The sequence below is a fragment of the Nocardioides daphniae genome (genome assembly GCF_004777465.1).
GTDB lineage: Bacteria > Actinomycetota > Actinomycetes > Propionibacteriales > Nocardioidaceae > Nocardioides > Nocardioides daphniae.
The window spans coordinates 272,166-294,493 of sequence record NZ_CP038462.1 but is presented as its reverse complement, the minus strand read 5'-3'; the positions used below and the strand labels follow the sequence as shown (position 1 = coordinate 294,493).

Sequence of the window (22,328 nt, the reverse complement as noted above, 5' to 3'; positions counted from 1 at the left end):
CGGCGCTCCGCCACGAACACCGGGTGTGCAGACACCCACGAGAGCCACCGCCCGCCACGCGCTCCACGGAGTCGTCGCGACCTGCGTCGGGATCGCCCTGGCCCACCTGGTGGCGGCGCTGACCGTCCCCGACGCCTCACCGGTCTACGCGGTCGGGTCCACCGTCGTCGACCTGACACCCACGCCGGTGAAGGAGTGGGCGGTCGCTGAGCTCGGGACCGCCGACAAGGCAGTCCTGCTGGGCAGCGTGGTCGCCGTCGTCCTGCTCCTGGCCGCTCTCGCAGGCGTCGTCGCGCGCCGCCGACCCACGGTGGGCGCCGTGGCCCTGGTCGTGCTGGCCAGCATCGGCACAGCAGCGGCCGTGGCACGCCCGGGCGCTGGCCCCGCCGCCCTGCTCCCCGGCGTCGCCGCCGCGGTGAGTGGCGCCGGCGTCCTGCTCTGGCTGGTGCGTCTGGACGCGCGTACGGGAGCTGTCGCCGCCGCCTCGTCCGCCCCGAGCCGCCGCGGGGTGCTGCTGGCCGGTGCCGGCCTCGCAGCGGTCGCCGCAGGGCTCGCAGCCGGTGGCGAGTGGCTCGTACGCCGGGCGCAGCAGGTCGCCGACGTCGTGCTCCCGGCGGCCTCGGACCCGGCGGGCCCCTTCCCCCGTGGGCTGGAGGAGACGGTCCCTGGCATCACCCCGCTGCGCACGCCCACCAGCGACTTCTACCGGATCGACACCCGTCTGATGCTGCCGCGGGTCGACCTCGACCAGTGGTCGCTGACGATCGACGGCGACGTGGAGCGGGAGGTCAGCTTCACCTTCGACGAGCTGACGGCGATGCCGCTGACGGAGCGCGACATCACGCTCACCTGCGTCTCCAACGAGGTCGGGGGCCCGTACGTCGGCAGCGCTCGCTGGCTCGGAGTGCCACTGGGCGACCTGCTGGCGCGCGCCGGGATCGAGGGCACCTCGGCCGACCAGATCCTCTCCACCGACGTCGACGGGATGACCATCTCCACGCCGCTGCGCGTCGCCCTCGACGGCCGCGACTCGATGATCGCCATCGGCATGAACGGCTCCGCGCTGCCGCTGGCCCACGGCTTCCCGGCGCGGATGGTCGTGCCCGGGCTCTACGGCTTCGTCTCCGCCTGCAAGTGGATCACCCGGATGACGCTCACCACCTACGACGAGCAGCAGGCCTACTGGACCGAGCGTGACTGGGCGACCGACGCCCCGATCAGGATCTCGAGCCGCATCGACACCCCCAGGGCGCTGGCCGACGAGAAGGCCGGCGAGCTGGTGATCGGCGGCGTCGCCTGGGCGCAGCACGTAGGGATCGAGAGCGTCGAGGTGCGCATCGACGGTCAGGCGTGGCGCACGGCCGAGCTGGGCCCCGACGTCGGCGACGACCACTGGCGCCAGTGGTACCTGCCGTGGCAGGCCGAGGAGGGCACGCACTACCTGGCCTGCCGCGCTCGCGGCAAGGACGGGACGCTGCAGGAGTCGGTCCGGCGGACGCCCTTCCCGAGCGGGTCGAGCGGCATCCAGGAGATCGCCGTGACCGTCTCCTGAGGCGCGAACCAAGTTTTTTGTAAAAGGTTTGTCCAATGCCCAATCCGATGCCGCGGCCGCTCCGAAGACCACGTGACAGGGCCCGAAGAACGGCCCCGGAGCTCCGGTCCACGGACTCCGTCCTCCACTCGAAAGGCACGATCATGAAGCTCTCGAACCGCACCGCCGGACTGGCTGCACTCGCGCTCACCCTGTCTCTCGGGCTCTCCGCCTGCGGCGACGACAGCGACGACAACAACGCCAGCAGCTCCGAGACCAGCTCGTCGGCCACCCCGACGCCCATGGAGGACGAGTCGATGGCGCCTGCCGCCGACGCGCCCTTCGGCCCGGCCTGTGACTCCCTCCCGACCGAGGGTGACGGATCGGCCGCCACGATGGCCGAGCAGCCGGTCGCGACCGCCGCCGCGGGCAACCCGCTGCTGAAGACCCTGACCGCCGCCATCAAGCAGGCCGGCCTGGTCGACACCCTCAACTCGGCCGAGGAGCTCACCGTCTTCGCGCCCACCGACGAGGCCTTCGCCAAGATCCCGGAGAAGGACCTCAACGCGCTCCTCGCCGACAAGGACGCCCTGACCAAGGTGCTGACCCACCACGTGGTCGGCAAGGCGGCCGGCCCCGACGCCATCGGCGGCGAGCACGAGACGCTCAACGGCGACATGGTGATGGTCGAGGGCTCCGGCGAGGAGTGGACCGTCGACGGCGCGGCCGTCGTCTGCGGCAACGTCTCCACCGCCAACGCCAAGGTGTACGTCATCGACACGGTGCTCATGCCCTGATCGATCGAACGACCAGAGCCAAGGACTGACGTGGACCACCTGAGGCCCCTCCCCCCGGAGGACCCCGCCGCCGCGGGGCCCTCCGGGGTGGGCACGGTCCCCGACCTCGCCCACCTGCTGCGACAGGCCGCGCGCGGGGACGAGTCCGCGTTCGCCCGGTTCTACGACCTCACCGGCGACAAGGCGTACGGCCTGGCCCTGCGCGTGGTGCGCAACCCGAGCCACGCCCAGGAGGTCACCCAGGAGGCCTACCTCGACGTGTGGCGCCAGAGCGCCCGCTACGAGGAGTCGCGGGGCTCCGTGCTCGCCTGGCTGCTGACCATCGTGCACCGCAAGGCCGTCGACCGCGTCCGCTCGGTCGAGAGCTCCTCCCAGCGCGAGGTCACCTGGGAGCGGGCAGCCCGACCGGTCGACCACGACGACACCGCCGAGACCGTCCATGCCTCACTGGAGGGGCGCCGCGTACGCAGCGCGGTCGCCGAGCTCACGCCGGTGCAGCGCCAGGCGATCGAGCTCGCCTACTTCGGCGGCTACACGCACACCGAGGTGGCCACCCTGCTGGACGTGCCGCTGGGCACGGCCAAGACCCGTATCCGAGACGGCCTGATCAGGCTGCGCGACACCCTGGGGGTGGGATCATGAACGACATCCATCTGCTCTCGGGCGCGTACGCCCTGGACGCGCTCGACGAGCTCGAGCGGGCCCGCTTCAAGGAGCACCTGGCGCAGTGCCCGGAGTGCACCGAGGAGGTCGAGTCGCTGCGGGAGACCGCTGCGCTCCTGGGCGAGGGACAGGCCACGACTCCTCCCCCGACCCTGCGCGACGCCGTGCTCACCGCTGTCTCCCAGGTACGACCCCTGCCGCCCGTGGTCCCGCACGCGCGACGTCTCCGCGTCTCCCGCTTCCTCCCGCTCCTGGTCGCCGCCGTCGCTGCGCTGGTCGTCGGCACCGGCGTCGTGGCCTGGAGCCCGTGGTCCTCCGACGAGGCCGCACCGACCGCCACCCAGCGCGTGCTGCAGGCCGAGGACGCCGTCCGGGCCGTGGTCGACCTGGGCGAGGCCGGCAGGGCCACCGTGGTCCGCTCGGCGAGCGAGCACCGCGCCGTCCTCATCACCGAGGACATGGTCGAGCCGCCGGAGGGGAAGGTCTTCCAGGTCTGGTTGCAGACCCCGGACGACGACATGGTGCCGGCGGCCCTGATGGAGCGCGTGCCCAACCAGACGGTCCTGCTCGACGGCGACGCCAGCGAGGCGATCGGCGCCGGGATCACCGTCGAGCCCGAGGGCGGGTCACCCGCGCCGACCACGGAGCCGATCGCGCTCTTCGACCTCAGCTGACGCGCCCGGACGCCGCGCCTACACGCGGTCAGAGCCGGGTGACCTGACCGGCTTCCACGTGCCAGCGCTGGTCGACGCTGACGTTCTCGAGCAGCCGCCGGTCGTGGGAGACCAGCAGCAGGGTGCCGGCGTACGACCCCAGCGCCTGCTCGAGCTGCTCGATCGCCGGCAGGTCGAGGTGATTGGTGGGCTCGTCGAGCACCAGCAGGTTGACGCCGCGAGCCTGGAGCAGCGCCATCGCCGCGCGGGTGCGCTCGCCGCCCGAGAGTCGTCCGACCGGGCTGGCGACGTGGTCGGCCTTCAGGCCGAACTTCGCCAGCAGGGTCCGCACATCGGCGGGCGCCATGTCGGGCATGACGGCCTCGAAGGCGTCGCCCAACGGCAGTGCGTGGTCGAGGCCCGTGCGGGCCTGGTCGATCCGGCCGACGGCGACCGTGGCGCCGAGCGACGACCGCCCCTCGTCGGGCTCGACCTCGCCGAGCAGCAGCGACAGCAGGGTGGTCTTGCCGGCACCGTTGGGGCCGGTGATGCCGATCCGGTCACCGGCGCTGACCTGCAGCGAGACCGGTCCGAGCACGAACTCCTCCCCCGACGGCCGACGCCGGCGCACCACGGCCCCGTCCAGCACCGCGGCCACCGAGGAGCCGCGCGGTGCGGCCGCGATGTCGAACTGCAGCACCCACTCCTTGCGGGGCTCGGCGACCTCGTCGAGCTGGGCGATCCGCGTCTCCATCTGGCGCACCTTCTGCGCCTGCTTCTCGCTCGACTCGACCTGCGCCCGGCGTCGGATCTTGTCGTTGTCGGGGCTCTTCTTCATCGCGTTGCGCACGCCCTGCGAGCTCCACTCGCGCTGCGTCCGGGCGCGGGCCACGAGGTCGGCCTTCTTCTCGGCGAACTCCTCGTAGGCCTCGCGCGCGTGCCGCTTGGCGACCGCCCGCTCGGCCAGGAAGGAGTCGTAGCCGCCGTCGTGCACGGAGACCTCGTTCTGGGCGAGGTCGAGCTCGACGATCCGGGTCGCGCACCGGGCCAGGAACTCGCGGTCGTGGGAGACCAGGACGACGCCGGCGCGCAGGCTGCGTACGAAGCCCTCCAGCACCGCCAGCCCGGCCAGGTCGAGGTCGTTGGTGGGCTCGTCGAGCAGCACCACGTCGAAGCGGCTGAGCAAGAGCGCCGCCAGCGCGACCCGCGCGGCCTGACCCCCCGAGAGCGCGGTCATCAGGGCGTCCGGGCCGACCTCCAGGCCGAGCTCGGCGAGCTGCCCGGGGAGCCGGTCGTCGAGGTCGGCGGCGCCCGAGACCATCCAGCGGTCGAAGGCGACGGCGTACGCGTCGTCGATGCCGGGCTCGTCGCTGCCGAGGAGCGCCGCGGTGCGCTCCATCTCCGCGGTCGCCTCGGCGGCGCCCGTACGCCGGGCGACGTACGCCGCGACCGTCTCGCCGTCGATCCGCTCGTGCTCCTGGGGCAGCCAGCCGACGAAGGCGTCGGCCGGCGCGAGGGAGACGGTGCCCTCGAGCGGCTCGTCCAGGCCCGCGAGGACGCGCAGCAAGGTCGACTTGCCGGAGCCGTTGGCGCCGAGCACGCCGACGACGTCGCCGGGTGCGACGGTCAGGTCAAGTCCTTCGAAAAGGGTGCGGTGGCCGTGGCCCCCGGCCAGGCCCTTCGCGACGAGGGTTCCACTCACCGGCCCAGCCTAGGCCGCTGGGTGGGCCTACCTGGCGACAGCCCGAGCGCCGGTGCCAAGGTGTAGTCATCGTCTCGCCGCACGACCAGAGGATTCACGTGGACCACCTCCGGCCCCTGCCGTCCGAGGGCCCCGAGCCGGGGAGCTCCGGAGGGAGCGCGTCTCCCGACGTGGCGGCCCTGCTCCGGGCCTCCGCGCAGGGTGACCAGCAGGCGTTCGCCCAGTTCTACGACGCCACCTGTGCCCAGGCGTACGGCCTGGCGGTGCGGGTGCTGCGCAACCCCAGCCACGCGCAGGAGGTCACCCAGGAGGCCTACCTCCTGGTGTGGCGCCAGAGCGCGCGGTTCGACCCCACCCGGGGCTCCGCCCTCGCGTGGCTGATGACGATCGTGCACCGCGCGGCCGTCGACCGGGTCCGGGCCAGCGAGAGCGCCGTCCGTCGGGAACAGGTCTGGGAGCAGGTCGCCCGGCCGCTCGACCACGACCAGACCGCCGAGGCGGCGCAGGCTGCTCTGGAGGGGCACCGCGTACGCCGTGCCGTCGCCGAACTGACGCCGGCGCAGCGCCAGGCCGTCGAGCTGGCCTACTTCGGCGGCTACACGCACACTGAGGTGGCCAGCATGCTCGAGGTGCCGCTCGGCACCGCCAAGACAAGGATCCGGGACGGGCTCATCCGCCTGCGCGACGCCTTGGGGGTGGCACGATGAACGACATCCACCTGCTCACCGGTGCCTACGCCCTGGACGCGCTCGACCGCGACGAGCGGCTCCTCTTCGAGACCCACGTGGGCGAGTGCCCCGCGTGCGCGCAGGAGGTCGCCGAGCTGCGCGAGACTGCTGCGCTGCTGGCCGAGCTGGAGCCGCTGGGTCCACCGCCCGAGCTGCGCGACGGCGTGCTGGGCGCGATCGCCCGGGTCCGCCCGCTGCCGCCGGTCGTGCCGCACGACGAGCTGGCTGCCCGCCGGCGTCGCCGACTGCCCTTGATGTTCGCCGCTGCCGCCGCCGTGGTGGCCGCGGCCGGCGTCGGGATCAGCGCGTGGAGCCCGTGGGAGTCCGAGGCCCCGCCGCTGACCGCCGCCGAGCAGGTGATCAGCGCCGACGACGCCGAGCGTGACGTCGTCGACCTCGGTGAGGCGGGCCGCGCCACGGTCGTACGCTCGGTGAGCGAGGACCGTGCCGTGCTGATGACCGAGGACATGGTCGCCCCGCCCGAGGGCAAGGTCTACCAGGTCTGGTTCCAGACGCCGGAGGACGACATGGTCCCGGCCGGCGTGATGGAGCCGGTGCCCAACCAGACCCTGCTGCTCGACGGCTCGGCCGCCGACGCGACCGGGGTCGGGATCACCGTCGAGCCGGTCGGCGGCTCGAAGGCGCCCACGTCGGAGCCGATCGCGCTCTTCGACCTGGTCGACGGCTGAGCGGCTCCGGCCCCCGCCCTAGCCGCCCAGTGCGGCCGCCTCCTCGTCGGTGAAGAGCCGCGAGCGGATCAGGAACCGCACCCCCTCGGGCGCCTCCAACGAGAAGCCGGCGCCGCGCCCCTTCACCACGTCGATGGTGAGGTGGGTGTGGCTCCAGTAGGCGAACTGGGCGGCAGACATCCACACCTCGACCGACTCCTGACCCTCCGCGTCCACCCGTACGCTGCCGAGCAGGACGTCCGCGTCGCCGGTGCGGAACTCGCCGACCGGGAAGCACATCGGCGAGGACCCGTCGCAGCAGCCGCCCGACTGGTGGAACATGACCGGCCCGTGCACGCCGACCAGGCGGCGGACGAGGTCCACCGCCTGGTCGGTGAGGCCGACCCGCTCGACGGCCCGGTCGTCCATCAGAAGAAGCCCAGCTTGTCCGCGCTGTAGGAGACGAGCAGGTTCTTCGTCTGCTGGTAGTGGTCGAGCATCATCTTGTGGTTCTCGCGTCCGATGCCCGACTGCTTGTAGCCGCCGAAGGCCGCGTGGGCCGGGTAGGCGTGGTAGCAGTTGGTCCACACCCGGCCGGCCTCGATCGAGCGTCCGGCGCGGAAGGCCTGCGAGCCGTCGCGGGTCCACACGCCGGCACCCAGGCCGTACAGGGTGTCGTTGGCGATCTTGAGCGCGTCGGCCTCGTCGTCGAAGGAGGTCAGCGAGACCACCGGACCGAAGATCTCCTGGAAGATCCGCATCGCGTTGTTGCCCTCGAAGATCGTCGGCTGCACGTAGAACCCCTCGGCCAGGTCGCCGTCGAGGACCAGCCGCTCGCCGCCGGTGAGCAGCGTGGCGCCCTCCTGCTTGCCGATGTCGAGGTAGGAGAGGATCTTCTCGAGCTGGTCGTTGGAGGCCTGGGCACCCATCATCACCGACTCGTCGAGCGGGTTGCCCTGCTTGATCGCCTTGACCCGCTCGACGGCGTCGGGCACGAACTGGTCGTACATGCTGCGCTGCACCAGCGCGCGCGACGGGCACGTGCAGATCTCGCCCTGGTTGAGGGCGAACATCGTGAAGCCCTCGAGCGCCTTGTCGTAGAAGGCGTCGCGCTCGGTGGCGATCGAGTCGAAGAAGACGTTCGGGCTCTTGCCGCCGAGCTCGAGGGTCACCGGGATGATGTTCTCGCTGGCGTACTGCATGATCAGGCGGCCGGTGGTGGTCTCGCCGGTGAAGGCGATCTTGCGGATCCGCTTGTTGGAGGCCAGCGGCTTGCCGGCCTCCACGCCGAAGCCGTTGACGACGTTGAGCACGCCCGGCGGGAGCAGGTCGCCGACCAGCTCGACGAGCTTGAGGATCGACCAGGGGGTCTGCTCGGCCGGCTTGAGCACGACCGCGTTGCCGGCGGCCAGGGCGGGCGCCAGCTTCCAGACCGCCATCAGGATCGGAAGTTCCACGGGATGATATGCCGACCACGCCCAGCGGCTCGTGGAAGTGGTAGGCGTAGGTCGTCTCGTCGATCTCGGAGATCCCGCCCTCCTGCGCGCGGATGCAGCCGGCGAAGTAGCGGAAGTGGTCGACCGCGAGGGGGAGGTCGGCGTTGAGGGTCTCGCGGACCGCCTTGCCGTTGTCCCAGGTCTCGATCACGGCCAGGTCGGTGAGGTTGTCCTCGATCCGGTCGGCGATCTTGTTGAGGATGTTCGCCCGCTCCGCGGGGGACGTACGCCCCCACGCCGGCGCTGCGGCCTCGGCGGCGTCGAGCGCGGCCTCGATGTCCTCGGCGGTGCCGCGACCGACCTCGGTGAAGACCTTGCCGTTGACCGGCGAGACGTTCTCGAAGTACTGGCCCTTCACCGGCGCGACCCACTCGCCGCCGATGTAGTGCTCGTAACGGGACTTGACCTCGACGGTCGAGTCGGCTGAACCAGGGGCTGCGTGGATCGTCACTTCGGGCTCCTCGGGAGGTGAGTTGGAGCGTCACCGAGACGCCGGGGGGATCGCGCCTCGGTGACGTGGCTCACACGCTAGGAAGTGCAACGTTGCGTCGACGTTGCAGCCGGGGCCCTCGCCTTCCTGCGGGCGTCATGACCGGCGGTGGCTGCGGCACACGACGACCTCAGCGGAGGGAAGGTCAGCGCGGGCTGCCGAGCTCGCGGTCGAGCCGGGCGATCTGGCCGTCCACCAGCGGCAGCAGCGGCGACCCCGGCCCGATCACGGCACGCTGGGCCAGCCACATCCCGTAGTCGTCGCGCCCCCACGTCGTACGGGTCCAGGTCGACATCAGGTCGGCGCGCCGGAGGTGATCAACCGGGTCCTCAGGTCGTCGGCCAGGGCGTCGCGCAGCCGCTGCACGCCGGGGCCACCGACCGGGGCAACAGCTCGCCCGAGTACGCCGACAGTGCGCTGGCCACGTCGCCCGAGGTCGTCGCTGCCTCGACGCCGAGCCAGTCGCCGTGCACCTCGGCCCGCAGCCGGTACGGACGCGAGGCGAGCAGCTCGTCGCCGAGCACCTGCCGCAAACCGGTTCACCTCGGCGCGCAGCGTCGACGTGCCCTGGTCGTCCTCGTAGAGCAGGACCGCGAGCTCGTCGCCGGAGAGTCCGCGCGGGGCGGAGGCCAGCAGCACCAGGATCTCGCTGTGCCGCGGACTGAGCCGCAGCCGCTCACGGCGCCGCCCGCCCGAGGTCACCGTCACCAGTGCCTCGCTGCGCCCGAGCGCCTCGACGTGGAGGGTCAACGTCCCCCGCGACTCGGGCACCGGCGGCCCGGCCGACAGCAGCCGTTGCGCCAGCTCGCTCTCCGCCATCCGGGCCGCGGCCCGCACCATCGCCAGGGTCTGCGGAGCGGCGACCTCGGCCCCTCCGGTCACGTCGAGCACGCCCAGCACCTCTCGTGTCGTCGGGTGATGGATCGGCGAGGCGGCACAGCTCCACTGCTGCACCGAGCGTCGGAAGTGCTCCTGGCCGATCACCGCGACCGGCCGGTCGAGGGTCAGCGCGACGCCGGGGGCGTTGGTCCCGGCGAGCCGTTCGTCCCAGTTGGAGCCCTCGACGAAGCCGATCCGCTCGGCCTGCCGCAGCGCCGACGGGCTGCCGCAGACCCAGAGCAGCTGGGCGGAGGCGTCGGAGACGGCCATCACCGCGTCGAAGTCACGGGCTGCCTGACCGAGGACGTCGTCGAGCGCCGGGAAGACCGCTGCCAGCGGGTGGGCCTCGCGGTGGTCCCGCAGCAGGTCGACGTCGAGCGTGATCGGGGCCTCGTCGACGTCCGGGCGCACGCCGGCGGCGGCCGAGCGGTGCCACGACTCGGCCACCTCGGCCCGCATCGGGGGACGGATCGCCACAGGCCCAGTGAACTGGGTCACACCAAGAATGGCCAGAAAAATGGCCAGGACGGCGCCGTCGCTGCGCGCCAAGGAGCGCGGCAGCGGGGTGGATCAGGAGGCGACCGGGAGGGTCTCGAGCGCGTCCTCGCCGTCGGGCAGCACCTGCAGCGGCGCCCGGTCGTCGTCGTCGATGCTGCTGGCAGCGGCCAGCGTCATCAGCAGGACGGTGGTCGCGGCGCTCGTGGACCTGCGTCGCACGTGGATCCCTCACTTCGTTCGATGGTGTCGGCCCCCCCATCACTGCCCGGGGCTCGGGAGACCCAAACGCGCTCGGTGCAGAAATGAGAGGCAGAGGGGGCCACCACGGCGGAGGTTCGCCACGCACGACGCCGCCCGCCCCGCTCAGCGGGACGGGCGGCGTCGTGGACTTCTTGGGCCGTGGCCCCTGACCGGAGGGGCGGGACCTCAGTAGGACTTCGGCAGACCCAGCGAGTGCATGGCCACGAAGTTGAGGATCATCTCGCGACTGACCGGAGCGATCCGGCCCAGGCGAGCGGCGACCATCATGTTGGCGAGGCCGTACTCGACGGTGAGGCCGTTGCCGCCGTGGGTGTGGACCGCGACGTCGGTCGCGTTGCAGGCGATCTCGCCACCGGCGTACTTCGCCATGTTGGCGTACTCACCGGCGCCGAAGTCGTCACCGGCGTCGTAGAGCGCGGCCGCCTTCTGCCAGAGCAGGCGGGCCTGCTCCAGCTCGATCTTGGCCTTGGCAAGCGGGTGCGCGATGCCCTGGTGGGAGCCGATCGGCGCCTTCCAGACGGTGCGGGTCTTGGCGTACTCCACGGCGCGGTCGATGGCGAACTTCGCCATGCCGCAGGAGAAGGCCGCACCCATGATGCGCTCGGGGTTGAGGCCCGCGAAGAGCTGCACCAGACCGGCGTCCTCGTCGCCGACGAGCGCGTCGGCCGGCAGCCGGACGTCGTCGATGAAGAGGGTGAACTGCTTCTCGGGCGCCGACCAGGCCATCGGGATGACCTGCTTGGAGAAGCCCTCGGCGTCGGTCGGCACCACGAAGAGCGCCGGCTTCAGCTTGCCGGTCTTCGCGTCCTCGGTGCGCGCGACGATCAGCACCAGCTGCGCCTCGTCGACACCGGAGATGTAGGTCTTCTGGCCCTTCAGCACCCACTCGTCACCGTCGCGGCTCGCGGTGGTGGTGATGTTGTGGGAGTTGGAGCCCGCGTCGGCCTCGGTGATGCCGAAGGCCATGGTGATCGAGCCGTCGGCGATGCCGGGCAGCCACCGCTGCTTCTGCTCCTCGGTGCCGTAGCGGCCGATGATCGAGCCGCAGATGGCCTGCGAGACCACCATCATCAGCAGCGGGGCACCCTGGCCGGCGCACTCCTCGAGCACCGCGGCCAGGTCGGACATGCCGCCGCCACCGCCGCCGTACTCCTCGGCGATGTTGACGCCCAGGAAGCCGTTGCGGCCCATCTCCTGCCACAGCTCGGTGGTCTTGCCACCCTCGCGCGCCTGCTTCTCGACGTACTCGCGGCCGTACTTGCCGGCCAGCTTGGCGACCGCCTCGCGCAGCGCGACGCGCTCCTCGGGCTCGGTGAACGCAACCGTCATGCCTCTGCTCCTTCTTCACCCTCGACGACCGCGAGGACGTCGCCGGCGCCGACCTGGCTGCCGGGCTTCACGCTGATATTGGCGACCACACCGTCGGTGGGTGCCGTGATGGTGTGCTGCATCTTCATCGCCTCCATGACCAGGACGGTCTGGCCGGCGGTGACCTGCTGGCCCTCCTCGACGGCCACGGAGATGACGCTTCCGGGCATCGGGGCGAGCAGCGAGCCGGTGGCGACCTGCTCCGACGGGTCGACGAAGCGGGGCACCTTGGTGAGCTTCACGTAGCCCGACGGCGAGTCCACGTGGACCACCGGGGCGGTGAGGCTGCTGGCGTCGACGGCGACGGCGTACGTCACGGCGACACCGTCGTGCTCGAGCGTCACCGCGGTCGGCGAGGCGGCCAGGACCGCGCCGCTGTCGCCGGAGTAGCCGTCACGGCCGCCGTACCACTCCACGCGCACCGGCTCCTCGATGCCGTCGAGCGCGAACTCGGTGACCTGCGGGGCGGAGACGATGTTGCGCCAGCCGACCGGGATGCCGCGCTGCACGGTGCGGGCCTCGCGGGCCGCCTCCATGAGGGCGACGGTCGCCGCGAAGGCCGAGCGCTCGACGAGGGTCTCGTCGACGCCCGACGAGCGGTTCGCGAGCTCCTGGGTCTCGAAGAAGTCGGTGGAGACGTCGCCGGCCACGAAGACCGGGTGACGCAGCACCTCGACGAGCAGGTCGCGGTTGGTGGTCAGGCCGTGCAGCTTGGCCTTGGCCAGCGCGCCGGCGAGCTGGCGCAGGGCCTGCTCACGGGTGGCGGCGTGCACGATCACCTTGGCGAGCATCGCGTCGTAGTGCGTGCCGACCTCGGAGCCGGCGACGAAGCCGGTGTCCAGGCGCAGGCCATATGCGGCGGGGTTGGCGAACTCGACCTGCACGCCCGGGATCTCGAAGGCGCCCAGGGTGCCGGACTGCGGCTGCCAGTCGGCGGCCGGGTCCTCGGCGTAGAGGCGCACCTCGACGGCGTGGCCGTTCGGCTTCGCAGCAGCCGCCTCGGCGACGTGGCCCAGCGGGCGACCCTCGGCCACGGCGATCTGCGCCTCGACCAGGTCGACGCCGAAGATCGCCTCGGAGACCGGGTGCTCCACCTGGAGGCGGGTGTTCATCTCCAGGAACCAGAAGCGGGTCGGGTCGCTGGCGTCCACCAGGAACTCGACGGTGCCGGCGCCGACGTAGTCGATGGCGGCGGCGGCGTTGCGGGCCGCCTCGTGCAGCGCGGCGCGGGTCTCGTCGCTCAGGCCGGGGGCCGGGGCCTCCTCGATGACCTTCTGGTGGCGACGCTGGATCGAGCAGTCGCGCTCGCCGAAGACCGCGACGGTGCCGGAGTGGTCACCGACGACCTGCACCTCGACGTGGCGGCCGTGCTCGACGTACGGCTCGACGAAGACGGTGCCGTCGCCGAACGCCGAGGCCGCCTCGGCGGACGCCAGCTCGACCTCGCTGGCCAGGGCGGCCAGGTCGCGGACGATGCGCATGCCACGGCCACCGCCGCCGGCGCTGGCCTTGACCAGCAGCGGCAGGTCAGCCTCGGTGGCCGTGGTCCCCAGGTCGGCCAGGACCGGCACGCCGGCGGCCTCCATGAGCTTCTTCGACTCGATCTTCGAGCCCATCGAGACGATCGACTCCGGCGCGGGGCCGATCCAGGCGATGCCTGCCTCGGTCACGGCGCGGGCGAAGTCGGCGTTCTCCGAGAGGAAGCCGTAGCCGGGGTGGATGGCGTCGGCACCGGTCTTGCGGGCGGCCTCGATGACGAGGTCGGCGCGCAGGTAGGTCTCGGCCGGGGTGTTGCCCGGGAGGCGGACCGCCTGGTCGGCCTCGGCCACGAAGGGCAGGCCGGCGTCGGCGTCGGAGTGCACGCGACCGTCTCGATGCCGAGGCGGCGGGCGGTGGTGAAGACACGGCGTGCGATCTCGCCGCGGTTGGCGACGAGAATGCGAGTGATGGTCTTGTCAGTCATTTTCCTGGTCACATCCTGAAGACGCCGAAGCGGTCGGTGCCCTCGATGGGCTGGGTGTCATGGCGGAGAAGGCGATCCCCAGCACGGTGCGGGTGTCGCGCGGGTCGATGACGCCGTCGTAGCGTAGAGCATTCCGCTCAGGACGTAGGGCAGCGACTGCTCCTCGACCATTGCTCGACGAAAGGCACGCATGCCGGCGTCGGCCTCCTCGTCGAACGGCTTGCCCTTCGCCTCGGCCGCCGCGCGGGAGACGATGGAGAGCACGCCGGCGAGCTGCTGCCCCATGACCGCCGACTTCGCGTTGGGCCAGGTGAAGAGGAAGCGCGGGTCGTACGCACGTCCGTTCATGCCGTAGTTGCGCGGCCGTAGGAGGAGCCGATCAGCACGGAGATGGTGCGGGACGGTCGAGTTGGAGACCGCGTTGATCATCGCGGCACCGTGCTTGATGATGCCGCCCTGCTCGTACTCCTTGCCGACCATGTAGCCGGTGTGTTGTGCAGGAAGAGCAGCGGCGTGTTCTTGGCGTTGGCCAGCGGATGAACTGGGTCGCCTTCTGCGCCTCCTCGGAGAAGAGGACGCCCTGCGCGTTGGCCAGGATGCCGATCTCGCGGCCGTGCAGGCGAGCCCAGCCGGTGACCAGCGAGGAGCCGTAGAGCGGCTTGAACTCGTCGAAGGGGACCTCGTTCCCGGCGGAAACTCCGTCGACGATGCGGACGATGACGTCACGCGGGTCGAAGGGCTCCTTGAGGTCGGTCGGGATCAGGTCGAGCAGCGTCTCCGGGTCGAAGGCCGGCTCGGCATACGTACGCTCGCCCTCGGGCGCGCCTTCCTCCAGTTCAGGCGGGCGACGATGCGGCGGCCCAGGCGGATCGCGTCGCGCTCGTCCTCGGCCAGGTAGTCGGCGAGGCCGGAGATGCGGGCGTGCATCTCGGCGCCGCCCAGCTCCTCGTCGTCGGTCTCCTCACCGGTGGCCATCTTGACCAGCGGCGGGCCGGCCAGGAAGACCTTCGCCTGCTCCTTCACCATGACGGTGTAGTCACTCAGGCCGGGCACGTAGGCGCCACCGGCGGTCGAGTTGCCGAAGACCAGCGCGATGGTGGGCTGGCGACGACCCGAGGGCGGGCCAGGTCGCGGAAGATCTTGCCGCCCGGGATGAAGATCTCCTTCTGGGTCGGCAGGTCAGCACCGGCCGACTCGACCAGGGAGATCTGCGGGAGGTTGTTCTCCTCGGCGATCTGCGCGGCACGGAAGGTCTTCTTCAGCGTCCAGGGGTTCGACGCGCCACCCTTCACGGTGGGGTCGTTGGCGGAGATCATGCACTCCACGCCCTCGACGACGCCGATGCCGCAGACGGTGGAGGCGCCGACGGTGAAGTCGGAGCCCCAGCCCGCCAGCGGGCTCAGCTCGAGGAACGCGGTGCCTTCGTCGATCAGCAGCTCGATGCGCTCACGGGGCAGCAGCTTGCCGCGCTTGTGGTGGCGCTCGATGTACTTCTCGCCGCCGCCGGCGACGGCCTTGGCGTGCTGCTCGTCGAGGTCGGCGAGCTTGGAGAGCAGGTGCGCGCGGCGCTGCTCCTCCACGCTGAGCTCCTCGACGGTGAGCTCCTCGGGCGCCTCGGCGGTGTCAACAGTGGTCTCGGTCATTTGGCGTATCCCAACAACTTGGCGGCAAGGTCAGTGAGGACTTCGGTGGCACCGCCACCGATGGGCAGGAGCCGGGCGTCGCGGTAGTGGCGCTCCACCTCGGTGCCGTGCATGTAGCCGGTGCCGCCGTGCAGCTGCACGGCCTGGTCACAGACGTACGTCGCGGCGTTGCAAGCGGTCTCCTTCGCGAGGCAGGCCTGCGCGATGATCTGCTCGTTCGGGCCGCCGGCGGCGACGTACTGCCCGGCCACCAGGGGGTGTAGGCCTTCGCAGCCTCGACCTGGCGACGCATCTCGACGAGCTTGTGGCGCACCACCTGGCGGGTGATGAGCGGCTTGCCGAAGGTGTCGCGCTGGCGGCAGTAGTCGGCCGTCAGGGCGAGCGAGCGCTCGGCGATCGCGTAGCCGTGGATCGCCAGCGCCATGCGCTCGACGACGAACTGCTCGGCGATGTACCAGAAGCCGGCGTTCTCGTCGCCGACCAGGTTGGTCAGCGGCACGCGCACGTCGACGTACGACAGCTCGGCGGTGTCGGAGGAGTGCCAGCCCATCTTGGCGAGCTTGCGGTCGACCGAGAAGCCGGGGTGTCGGTCGGCACCACGATCAGCGAGACGCCGCCGGCGCCGGGGCCACCGGTGCGGACCGCGGTGGTGACGAAGTCGGCGCGGGTGCCCGAGGTGATGAAGGTCTTCGACCCGTTGATCACCCAGTGGTCACCGTCGCGGACAGCAGTGGTGCGGATGTTGCCGACGTCGGAGCCGCCGCCGGGCTCGGTGATGCCGAGCGAGCCGATCATGTCGCCGGCGACCGTGGGGCGGACGTACGTGTCGATGAGCTCGTCGGAGCCGTGGGCGATGATGTGCGGCAGCGCGATGCCGTGCGTGAAGAGCGCGGACATCAGGCCCGAGGTGGCGCCCTCGGAGAACATGCCCTCCTGCAGGGCGACGGTGTCGAGCAGCCCACCGCCCACGCCGCCGGCCGACTCGGGGATCGAGACGCCCATGAGGCCGGCCTGCGCCGCCTTCTTGGCAGCTCGCGGGGGAGCGCGCCGGCGTCCTCCACTCCTGGATGTGGGGCACGATCTCGCGCCGGGTGAACTCCGCGGCCGCGGCCTTGAGGGCTTCGCGGTCCTCGGCCGTGGAGAGTTCTTCGGCAACTGCCGTCACAGCAGTCCTCCTTCGACAGTGACGTGGCGTGAACGGACCCACTCGCCCAGGGCCTTGGCCTGGGGGTCGACGCGGGTGGATGCTGCGACACCGGCTCCGAGCAAGCCGTGGATGACGACGTTGACGGCGCCCAGCTTCGGCAGGGCGTAGACGTCGACGTCGAGGTCGGCGGCCTCGGGCACGAGCTCGCGCACCTTCTCGGGGGTGACGAAGTCGAGCAGCCACGCGACGCGGGCGGCATACTTCTCGTCGCTCTCCGCCCCTCCGTCGCGCGGGATCCAGAGGCCGAGGTTGGCGTTGCCGCCCTTGTCGCCCGAGCGGGCGTGGACGAGCCGCCCGAGCTGGACGGTCTCCCCTGCGGTCACGGCCGTCGTGCCGGAGGCGGTCGTCCGCCCGGCGTCGGCGACGTCAGCGGTCCCGTACGTCGTCGGGTCGGCGACGACCTCGCGGGTGCCGTCGGCGTGCACGACGGTGTGCGCGACCTTGTCGCGGGAGACGTACTCCGGGCGGTAGATGCCGTAGGGCGACGCGGGCGCCGGCGGACCGACGAGCGTGCAGCCCGGGTAGGAGGCCAGCGCGATCTCGACGGCGGGGGCGGTGAAGCCCTTGCCGGCGACCTTCGCGTCGGCGTCGAGGCACATGACGCGCAGGATCGTGGCGGCCTCGGCCATGGTGGCCGGGTCGTCGACCGGCGGCGGGCCCTCGGACCAGACGACCGTGGCGGGCGCCTTGTCGCCCCAGGCCTCGGTGACCTGCTCCTTGATCCAGGCGACCTTCTCGTCGGTGTCGAGGCCGGTGATCAGGAACTCCATGGAGTTGCGGAAGCCGCCGAGCTCGTTGACGCAGACCTTCAGGGTCTCCGGGGGCGCCTGGCCGCTGACCTGGGCGATCGCGGCCCGGTCCTCGCCCTGCTGGGTGACCTCGATGCTGGTGAGGTCGGCCGTGGCGTCGGGGCCGAGGTAGAGGCCGGACTGGATCTCGTAGACCAGCTGCGCGGTGACGGTGTCGACCGTGACGGCGCCGCCGGTGCCGGCGTGCTTGGTGATGACCGAGGAGCCGTCGGCGGCGATCTCGGCGATCGGGAAGCCCATCTTCTGCTGGCGGGCGGCCTTGGGCAGGCTCAGAAAGCCGGAGAAGTTGCCGCCGGTGGCGTGCGTGCCGCACTCGATGACGTGGCCCGCGACCATGGCGCCGGCGATGGCGTCGTGGTCCTCGAGCGTCCACCCGTGGTGGGCCGCGGCCGGGCCGACGATCACCGAGGCGTCGGTGACGCGGCCGGTGACGACGACGTCAGCGCGCCGCGTTCAGGGCGGCCGCGATGCCGAAGCCACCGAGGTAGGCGTTGGCGGTCAGCGCACCGGTGAAGCCGAGGTCGGCCGCCTGGGCGCGCAGGTCGTCACCCTCGACGTGGGCGATCTTCACGTCCAGGCCGAGGCCGGTCGAGACCTCGCGCAGCTTCTCGGCCAGGCCGGCGGGGTTGAGGCCGCCGGCGTTGGTGACGACCTTGACGCCCTTCTCCAGCGCGGTGCCCAGGGCGTCCTCGCACTGGCGTACGAAGGTGCGGGCGTAGCCGAGGTTGGGGTCCTTGAAGGTGTCGCGCCCCAGGATGAGCATGGTCAGCTCGGCCAGGTAGTCACCGGTCAGGTAGTCGAGGGGGCCACCCTCGAGCATCTCCCGGAAGGCCGAGAGACGGTCGCCGTAGAAACCGGAGCAGTTGCCGATCAGGACGGGGTCGGTCGTGCGCCGGTCACTCATGCGACGGCTCCCTGGGCTGCGCGGCCGCCGCCGGCCGGGCCGGCGAAGGCCTGCGCGATGGTCAGCCACTTCTCGGCGTCGTCGCCGACGGCCACCAGGTCGGTGTCGTCGCGGTGCACGCGCTGGGTGACGAGGCGGCAGAAGTCGAGGGCGGAGCCGGTGACCTTCTGCGCGGCGTCCTCGGGGCCGTACGTCCACACCTCGCCCGACGGGGCGGTGAGCTCGACGCGGAACTCGTCGGCCGGGGCCTCGAGCTCGTTGTTGTTGAAGGAGTAGTTGCGGGTGCGCACGCCGATGTGGGCGACGTGGCGGATCCGGTCGGTCGGTTCGACGGTGACACCGAGCGCGTCGGCGACGTCGAGGCCGTGGGCCCAGGTCTCCATGAAGCGCGCGCTGGCCATCGAGGCCGGCGACATCGGCGGACCGAACCACATCAGCTTCTCCCCGGAAGGAAACTCCGCCAGCGTCGTGGCGAGCGCCGGGCGGGCCACCTGCCAGCGGGCGAGCAGGTCGGCCGGGGCCGCCTCGGCGCCCTTGGCCGCCATCTCGTCGACGTAGCCGGTGGGGTTCATGATCGCGACCATCACCTCGGCGTCCCACGCCTCCTTGTCGGTGGCCGCCTTGACGGCGACCTCGTCGGTCCAGGCGAGGTGGGCGATGGTGGTGGCGACGTCCCAGCCCTCGGCCGGGGTGGGGGTGCGCCACCCGGCGTCGTCGAGGGGCGCGACGAGCGACTCGAGGGCGTCGCCCTCGGCCGCCAGGTCGGCCAGGATTCCGTCGAGGACGGGATCAGACATGCTCAGGCTCCTTCGGTGGTGCTGTGGTCGGGGCTCAGGAGTTGCGCGTCGAGCGTGGTCGCCCACGCGTCGAGGATGCGGGCGCGACGACGGGCGTCGTCGGAGATCGTGTTGGCGAGGCCGAGGCCGCGTACGAGGTCGAGCGTGGCCTGCACCAGCTCGCGGGCGCCGCGGGCGTTGCCGTCGACGCCGAGGGCGGCGGCGGTCAGCTGGTGGGTCTCGCGACCGACGCGCTGCTCGAGCGGTCCGACCGCCTCGGCGAGCGTCGGGTCGGTGCGCGCGGCGACCCACAGCTCGAGCGCCGCGGCGAAGATCGGCGAGGTGAAGTGCTCGGCGAGCAGCTCCAGCACCGCACGCGTACGCCCCTCCCCCGTGGGGGCGTGCGCCAGCGCGGCGGCCATCTCGGCGCCGCGGGTGGTGGAGATGTGCTCGACGGCAGCCACGACGAGGTCGTTCTTGGTCGGGAAGTGGTGGAGCTGCGCCCCGCGGGAGACGCCGGCGCGCTGGCTGACCAGCGTGGTGGAGGTGCCCGAGAAGCCGCACTCGACCAGGCACTCGACGGTGGCCTCCATGAGGCGCGCCCGCATGGCGCGGGTGCGCTCCTCCTGCGGGACGCGGGTCGGATTCGTGCTCATGCCGAGAACTGTGCCTCGGGAACATACAAACAGTCAAGCCTGTCTGTATCTTTTCTCGCCGTCTTTCCTGCTGTTTGACGCCGATGGGACGGGGTCGCCTTGCTTTAGGGTGTGCGCAGAGCCGGGTACGGGGCCCGGACTAGCGAGGAGGAACCGTGTCGACCCACGGCAACGAGCCCAACGACCCCCACGGCAACCCGCCGGAGGGGCAGCCGCCCTACGGTGACCAGCCGCAGCAGCCTTCGGACGGAGAGCCCCCGTACGGGCAGCCGCCCTACGGCGACCAGCCCCAGTACGGGCAGCCCCAGTACGGTCAGCCGCAGTACGGCGACCAGCCCCAGTACGGCGAGCAGCCCTACGGCTCTCCCTACGGCGAGCCGGCCTACGGCCAGGTGCCGCCCGGCGGTGGCTACGGCTACGGCAGCGGCGCGAGTGGCGGCGGGTTCAGCGTCGGCGCGGCCTTCTCCTACGCGTGGCAGAAGTTCAAGGCCAACGCGGGCGTGCTGATCGGCATCACCGTCGTCGGCCTCGTGGTCGCCGGCATCCTGAGCGCCATCGGCAACTCGGTGCAGTCGACCCCGGTGACGGTCGACGACGCGGGAGACTTCGCGGCCGCCGCAGGCTTCTCCGGCTTCGGCATGATCTTCTCGGTGCTCTCGTCGATCGCCTCGATGGTCATGCAGGCGTTGCTGGTCAAGGCCGGCCTGTCGATCACCCGCACCGGCACGGTCACCGACCTCTTCGGCGGCATCAACTGGCTCCAGGTGATCATCGCCAGCGTCCTGCTGTCGGTGGCGACCTCGATCGGCCTGGTCCTCTGCATCCTGCCGGGCCTGGCGATCATGTTCTTCACGTGGTTCACGCTCTTCTTCATCATCGACCGCAACCAGAACGCGTTCGAGGCGATCGGCGCCAGCGCCAGCCTGGCCTCGAAGAACGCCGGCCCGCTCTTCGTCTTCGCCCTGGCCTGCGTCGGCGTCTACCTGCTCGGCTTCATCGCCTGCTGCGTGGGTCTGCTGGTGGCCATCCCGCTGGCCGCGGTGGCCCAGGCGTACGCCTACCGCACCGTGCAGGGCGAGCCGGTCGCTGCCTGACCCGCACCCCGCACCCGCGTCGAACCCGCCCGGCCCACCGGGCGGGTTCGTCCATTTCCGGCGCGTCCGGGGTCGCCACCTACCGCCGGGCGTCGAGGTTTGCCACACTCGCCCGCATGACGCAGCAGACGATCCTCATCACCGGCGCCTCCAGCGGACTCGGCGCCGAGATGGCCCGGCAGTTCGCGGCCCGCGGCCACCACCTCGCGCTGTGCGCGCGGCGTACGGAACGGTTGGAGGAGCTGCGCGCCGAGATCAACGCCGCGATCCCCGGGTGCCGCATCTCGGTGCGGGCCCTCGACGTCAACGACCACGACGCGGTCTTCGAGGTCTTCCGGGCGTTCCGCGCCGAGGCGGCCGCCGAGGGTCGCCGCATCGACCGGGTCATCGTCAACGCCGGCATCGGCAAGGGCGCCCCGTTGGGCACCGGCAAGTTCCACGCCAACAAGGAGACGGCGATGACCAACTTCGTCGCCGGGCTCGCCCAGGCCGAGGCGGCGATGGAGCTCTTCCGTGCGCAGGACGGCGGCCACCTCGTGATGGTCTCGAGCGTCTCCGCGAAGCGCGGCATGCCCAAGGCGATGACCGCGTACGCAGCCACGAAGGCCGGTGTCGCGCACCTCGCCGAGGGCGTGCGCACGGAGATGCACGGCAAGCCGCAGTACAAGGTGTCGGTGATCTACCCCGGCTTCATCGTCTCGGAGATGAGCGACCGCACCCGCAAGCCGGGGCTGCTGATGGCCCCGACCGAGAAGGGGGTCCGCGCGATCGTCGACGCGGTGGAGAAGGAGAAGAAGTCTGCGGCGGTCCCCGGCTGGCCGTGGACCCCGCTGGCCGCGGTGCTGAAGGTCGCCCCGCTGGGCGTGATCAGGAAGATGGTCTGACGTACCCCTCCTGCCGGTCCTGCTCGACGACTCCCTCCACGAGCCGGTCGAGGAGCCGGGACGCCCGGTCCAGGGGCATCGGCTCGAGCTGCCGCACCATGGCGCGGCGGAGACCGTCGAGCCCCGCGACCACGAGCTCGACGTCGTCGGAGTCCAGGCTCCTGCCCTCGCCCCTCCCCAACGCCCGGACCAGGTCGCACAGCTCCTCGTGCCGACCCTGGACGACGTCACCCACCTCGTCGTCGGTGCGGCCGAGCTCGCTCACCGCTGACCAGATCGACTCCGCCTCCAGGCTCTCGGGGTCGCGAGGCAGCAGACCGACCCAGCCGTCGCGGGCCGCGCGCCACTCCATCTGCCGCTGCCGGCGCCGGCTGGCGGTGGCCGAGAACCAGGTGACGAGCCGCTTGCGGTGGGTGAACTGTGCGACCAGCGTCGAGGGGGCGATCCCCACACCCGACGCCACCCTCCGGATCGAGAGGCCGAGGATGCCGTGGCCCAGCACCAGGTCGGTCATGACGACGCGGACGGCCTCGCCGCGGGTCGGATCGGGTCGTGAGGGCATGGCGCCATCCGACCACCGATCACGCGACGGACGCGGGCTCTCTCCACAGGAGCGTCGGGTTCCTAGCCCCCGAGCTGAGCCTCCCGGGGGTAGTTC

At 71.6% G+C, this 22,328-nt stretch carries 24 protein-coding genes and 4 pseudogenes; 8 read left to right on the top strand and 20 right to left on the bottom strand.

All coding sequences use genetic code 11. The annotated features are described in order from the left end of the window. Positions 1-25: 25 nt before the first annotated feature. From E2C04_RS01465 to E2C04_RS01450, 4 genes are all read left to right on the top strand, one after another. Positions 26-1,552, top strand: coding sequence for a molybdopterin-dependent oxidoreductase (locus tag E2C04_RS01465; protein WP_135831248.1), 1,527 nt, complete (start codon positions 26-28; stop codon positions 1,550-1,552). 143 nt (positions 1,553-1,695) lie between these two features. Next, positions 1,696-2,328 carry a fasciclin domain-containing protein gene (locus E2C04_RS01460; RefSeq protein ID WP_135831247.1) on the top strand — a complete coding sequence of 211 codons (633 nt, stop codon included), beginning with the start codon at positions 1,696-1,698 and terminating at the stop codon, positions 2,326-2,328. A gap of 30 nt (positions 2,329-2,358) precedes the next feature. Then, a complete protein-coding gene (gene sigK / locus E2C04_RS01455) occupies positions 2,359-2,970 on the top strand; it encodes an ECF RNA polymerase sigma factor SigK (protein WP_229721360.1) in 612 nt (203 codons plus the stop codon). Further along, positions 2,967-3,665 (top strand): anti-sigma factor, encoded by a 699-nt coding sequence (locus tag E2C04_RS01450; RefSeq protein ID WP_135831246.1) that lies wholly within the window; start codon positions 2,967-2,969, stop codon positions 3,663-3,665. The genes sigK (E2C04_RS01455) and E2C04_RS01450 overlap by 4 nt, the downstream gene beginning before the upstream one ends. A 28-nt stretch (positions 3,666-3,693) precedes the next feature. On the opposite strand, the gene E2C04_RS01445 is transcribed toward E2C04_RS01450, so the two are convergent. After that, complete coding sequence (locus E2C04_RS01445) at positions 3,694-5,346, bottom strand: ABC-F family ATP-binding cassette domain-containing protein (protein WP_135831245.1); 1,653 nt, start codon at positions 5,344-5,346, stop codon at positions 3,694-3,696. A 98-nt stretch (positions 5,347-5,444) separates the two neighbouring features. On the opposite strand from E2C04_RS01445, the gene sigK (E2C04_RS01440) reads away from it, so the two are divergent. Then, the gene (gene sigK / locus E2C04_RS01440; RefSeq protein WP_135831244.1) at positions 5,445-6,053 is read left to right on the top strand and encodes an ECF RNA polymerase sigma factor SigK; all 609 of its coding nucleotides are present in this window, start codon (positions 5,445-5,447) and stop codon (positions 6,051-6,053) included. Then, entirely contained in the window at positions 6,050-6,763 is a 714-nt protein-coding gene (locus E2C04_RS01435) for an anti-sigma factor (RefSeq protein ID WP_135831243.1), read from the top strand. Before sigK (E2C04_RS01440) ends, E2C04_RS01435 begins: the two co-directional genes overlap by 4 nt. Before the next feature lie 18 nt (positions 6,764-6,781). Here the strand turns inward: E2C04_RS01435 and E2C04_RS01430 are convergent, their stop codons facing one another. From E2C04_RS01430 to E2C04_RS01385, 18 genes and pseudogenes are all read right to left on the bottom strand, one after another. Beyond that, positions 6,782-7,171: a DUF779 domain-containing protein gene (locus E2C04_RS01430; RefSeq protein ID WP_135831242.1), complete on the bottom strand. Its 390-nt coding sequence runs from the start codon at positions 7,169-7,171 to the stop codon at positions 6,782-6,784. Beyond that, positions 7,171-8,689, bottom strand: a pseudogene (gene exaC, locus E2C04_RS01425) (acetaldehyde dehydrogenase ExaC). The gene E2C04_RS01430 and the pseudogene exaC overlap by 1 nt, the downstream one beginning before the upstream one ends. Before the next feature lie 184 nt (positions 8,690-8,873). Next, positions 8,874-9,023, bottom strand: a complete 150-nt coding sequence (locus E2C04_RS19030) for a hypothetical protein (protein WP_238694387.1) — start codon at positions 9,021-9,023, stop codon at positions 8,874-8,876. Beyond that, positions 9,023-10,084: a GAF domain-containing protein gene (locus E2C04_RS01420; protein WP_238694386.1), complete on the bottom strand. Its 1,062-nt coding sequence runs from the start codon at positions 10,082-10,084 to the stop codon at positions 9,023-9,025. The genes E2C04_RS19030 and E2C04_RS01420 overlap by 1 nt, the downstream gene beginning before the upstream one ends. Before the next feature lie 93 nt (positions 10,085-10,177). Then, positions 10,178-10,324 carry a hypothetical protein gene (locus E2C04_RS17540; RefSeq protein ID WP_158630551.1) on the bottom strand — a complete coding sequence of 49 codons (147 nt, stop codon included), beginning with the start codon at positions 10,322-10,324 and terminating at the stop codon, positions 10,178-10,180. Between the two features lie 207 nt (positions 10,325-10,531). After that, positions 10,532-11,695, bottom strand: a complete 1,164-nt coding sequence (locus E2C04_RS01415) for an acyl-CoA dehydrogenase family protein (protein ID WP_135831241.1) — start codon at positions 11,693-11,695, stop codon at positions 10,532-10,534. Then, complete coding sequence (locus E2C04_RS20585) at positions 11,692-11,904, bottom strand: biotin/lipoyl-containing protein (RefSeq protein WP_275106594.1); 213 nt, start codon at positions 11,902-11,904, stop codon at positions 11,692-11,694. Before E2C04_RS20585 ends, E2C04_RS01415 begins: the two co-directional genes overlap by 4 nt. A gap of 507 nt (positions 11,905-12,411) precedes the next feature. Beyond that, positions 12,412-13,697 (bottom strand): annotated as a pseudogene (locus tag E2C04_RS20580) (acetyl-CoA carboxylase biotin carboxylase subunit); the annotation flags it as partial. Positions 13,698-13,754: 57 nt separating this feature from the next. Further along, positions 13,755-14,177, bottom strand: coding sequence for a carboxyl transferase domain-containing protein (locus E2C04_RS20575; RefSeq protein ID WP_275106544.1), 423 nt, complete (start codon positions 14,175-14,177; stop codon positions 13,755-13,757). Further along, positions 14,077-14,750, bottom strand: a pseudogene (locus tag E2C04_RS21190) (carboxyl transferase domain-containing protein). The gene E2C04_RS20575 and the pseudogene E2C04_RS21190 overlap by 101 nt, the downstream one beginning before the upstream one ends. After that, positions 14,738-15,340, bottom strand: a complete 603-nt coding sequence (locus tag E2C04_RS20560; protein ID WP_275106542.1) for a carboxyl transferase domain-containing protein — start codon at positions 15,338-15,340, stop codon at positions 14,738-14,740. The pseudogene E2C04_RS21190 and the gene E2C04_RS20560 overlap by 13 nt, the downstream one beginning before the upstream one ends. Further along, a complete protein-coding gene (locus E2C04_RS20555) occupies positions 15,337-15,591 on the bottom strand; it encodes an acyl-CoA dehydrogenase family protein (RefSeq protein ID WP_275106541.1) in 255 nt (84 codons plus the stop codon). Before E2C04_RS20555 ends, E2C04_RS20560 begins: the two co-directional genes overlap by 4 nt. A gap of 68 nt (positions 15,592-15,659) precedes the next feature. Then, positions 15,660-15,764, bottom strand: a pseudogene (locus E2C04_RS20550) (acyl-CoA dehydrogenase family protein); the annotation flags it as partial. 65 nt (positions 15,765-15,829) lie between these two features. Further along, entirely contained in the window at positions 15,830-16,342 is a 513-nt protein-coding gene (locus E2C04_RS19020; RefSeq protein ID WP_238694385.1) for an acyl-CoA dehydrogenase family protein, read from the bottom strand. A 159-nt stretch (positions 16,343-16,501) separates the two neighbouring features. Then, complete coding sequence (locus E2C04_RS01395; RefSeq protein ID WP_275106540.1) at positions 16,502-17,761, bottom strand: acyclic terpene utilization AtuA family protein; 1,260 nt, start codon at positions 17,759-17,761, stop codon at positions 16,502-16,504. A 34-nt stretch (positions 17,762-17,795) separates the two neighbouring features. Further along, complete coding sequence (locus tag E2C04_RS20545; RefSeq protein ID WP_275106539.1) at positions 17,796-18,260, bottom strand: acyclic terpene utilization AtuA family protein; 465 nt, start codon at positions 18,258-18,260, stop codon at positions 17,796-17,798. After that, positions 18,257-19,057 carry a TIGR03084 family metal-binding protein gene (locus tag E2C04_RS01390; protein WP_135831240.1) on the bottom strand — a complete coding sequence of 267 codons (801 nt, stop codon included), beginning with the start codon at positions 19,055-19,057 and terminating at the stop codon, positions 18,257-18,259. Before E2C04_RS01390 ends, E2C04_RS20545 begins: the two co-directional genes overlap by 4 nt. 2 nt (positions 19,058-19,059) lie before the next feature. Then, entirely contained in the window at positions 19,060-19,692 is a 633-nt protein-coding gene (locus E2C04_RS01385) for a TetR/AcrR family transcriptional regulator (RefSeq protein WP_135831239.1), read from the bottom strand. Between the two features lie 155 nt (positions 19,693-19,847). On the opposite strand from E2C04_RS01385, the gene E2C04_RS01380 reads away from it, so the two are divergent. Both E2C04_RS01380 and E2C04_RS01375 read left to right on the top strand, forming a co-directional pair. Then, entirely contained in the window at positions 19,848-20,786 is a 939-nt protein-coding gene (locus E2C04_RS01380; protein WP_135831238.1) for a DUF2189 domain-containing protein, read from the top strand. Positions 20,787-20,902: 116 nt separating this feature from the next. Then, positions 20,903-21,670, top strand: coding sequence for an SDR family oxidoreductase (locus tag E2C04_RS01375; RefSeq protein WP_135831237.1), 768 nt, complete (start codon positions 20,903-20,905; stop codon positions 21,668-21,670). On the opposite strand, the gene E2C04_RS01370 is transcribed toward E2C04_RS01375, so the two are convergent. Further along, a complete protein-coding gene (locus tag E2C04_RS01370) occupies positions 21,654-22,232 on the bottom strand; it encodes a TetR/AcrR family transcriptional regulator (protein WP_135831236.1) in 579 nt (192 codons plus the stop codon). The genes E2C04_RS01375 and E2C04_RS01370 overlap by 17 nt on opposite strands. Between the last annotated feature and the right edge of the window lie 96 nt (positions 22,233-22,328).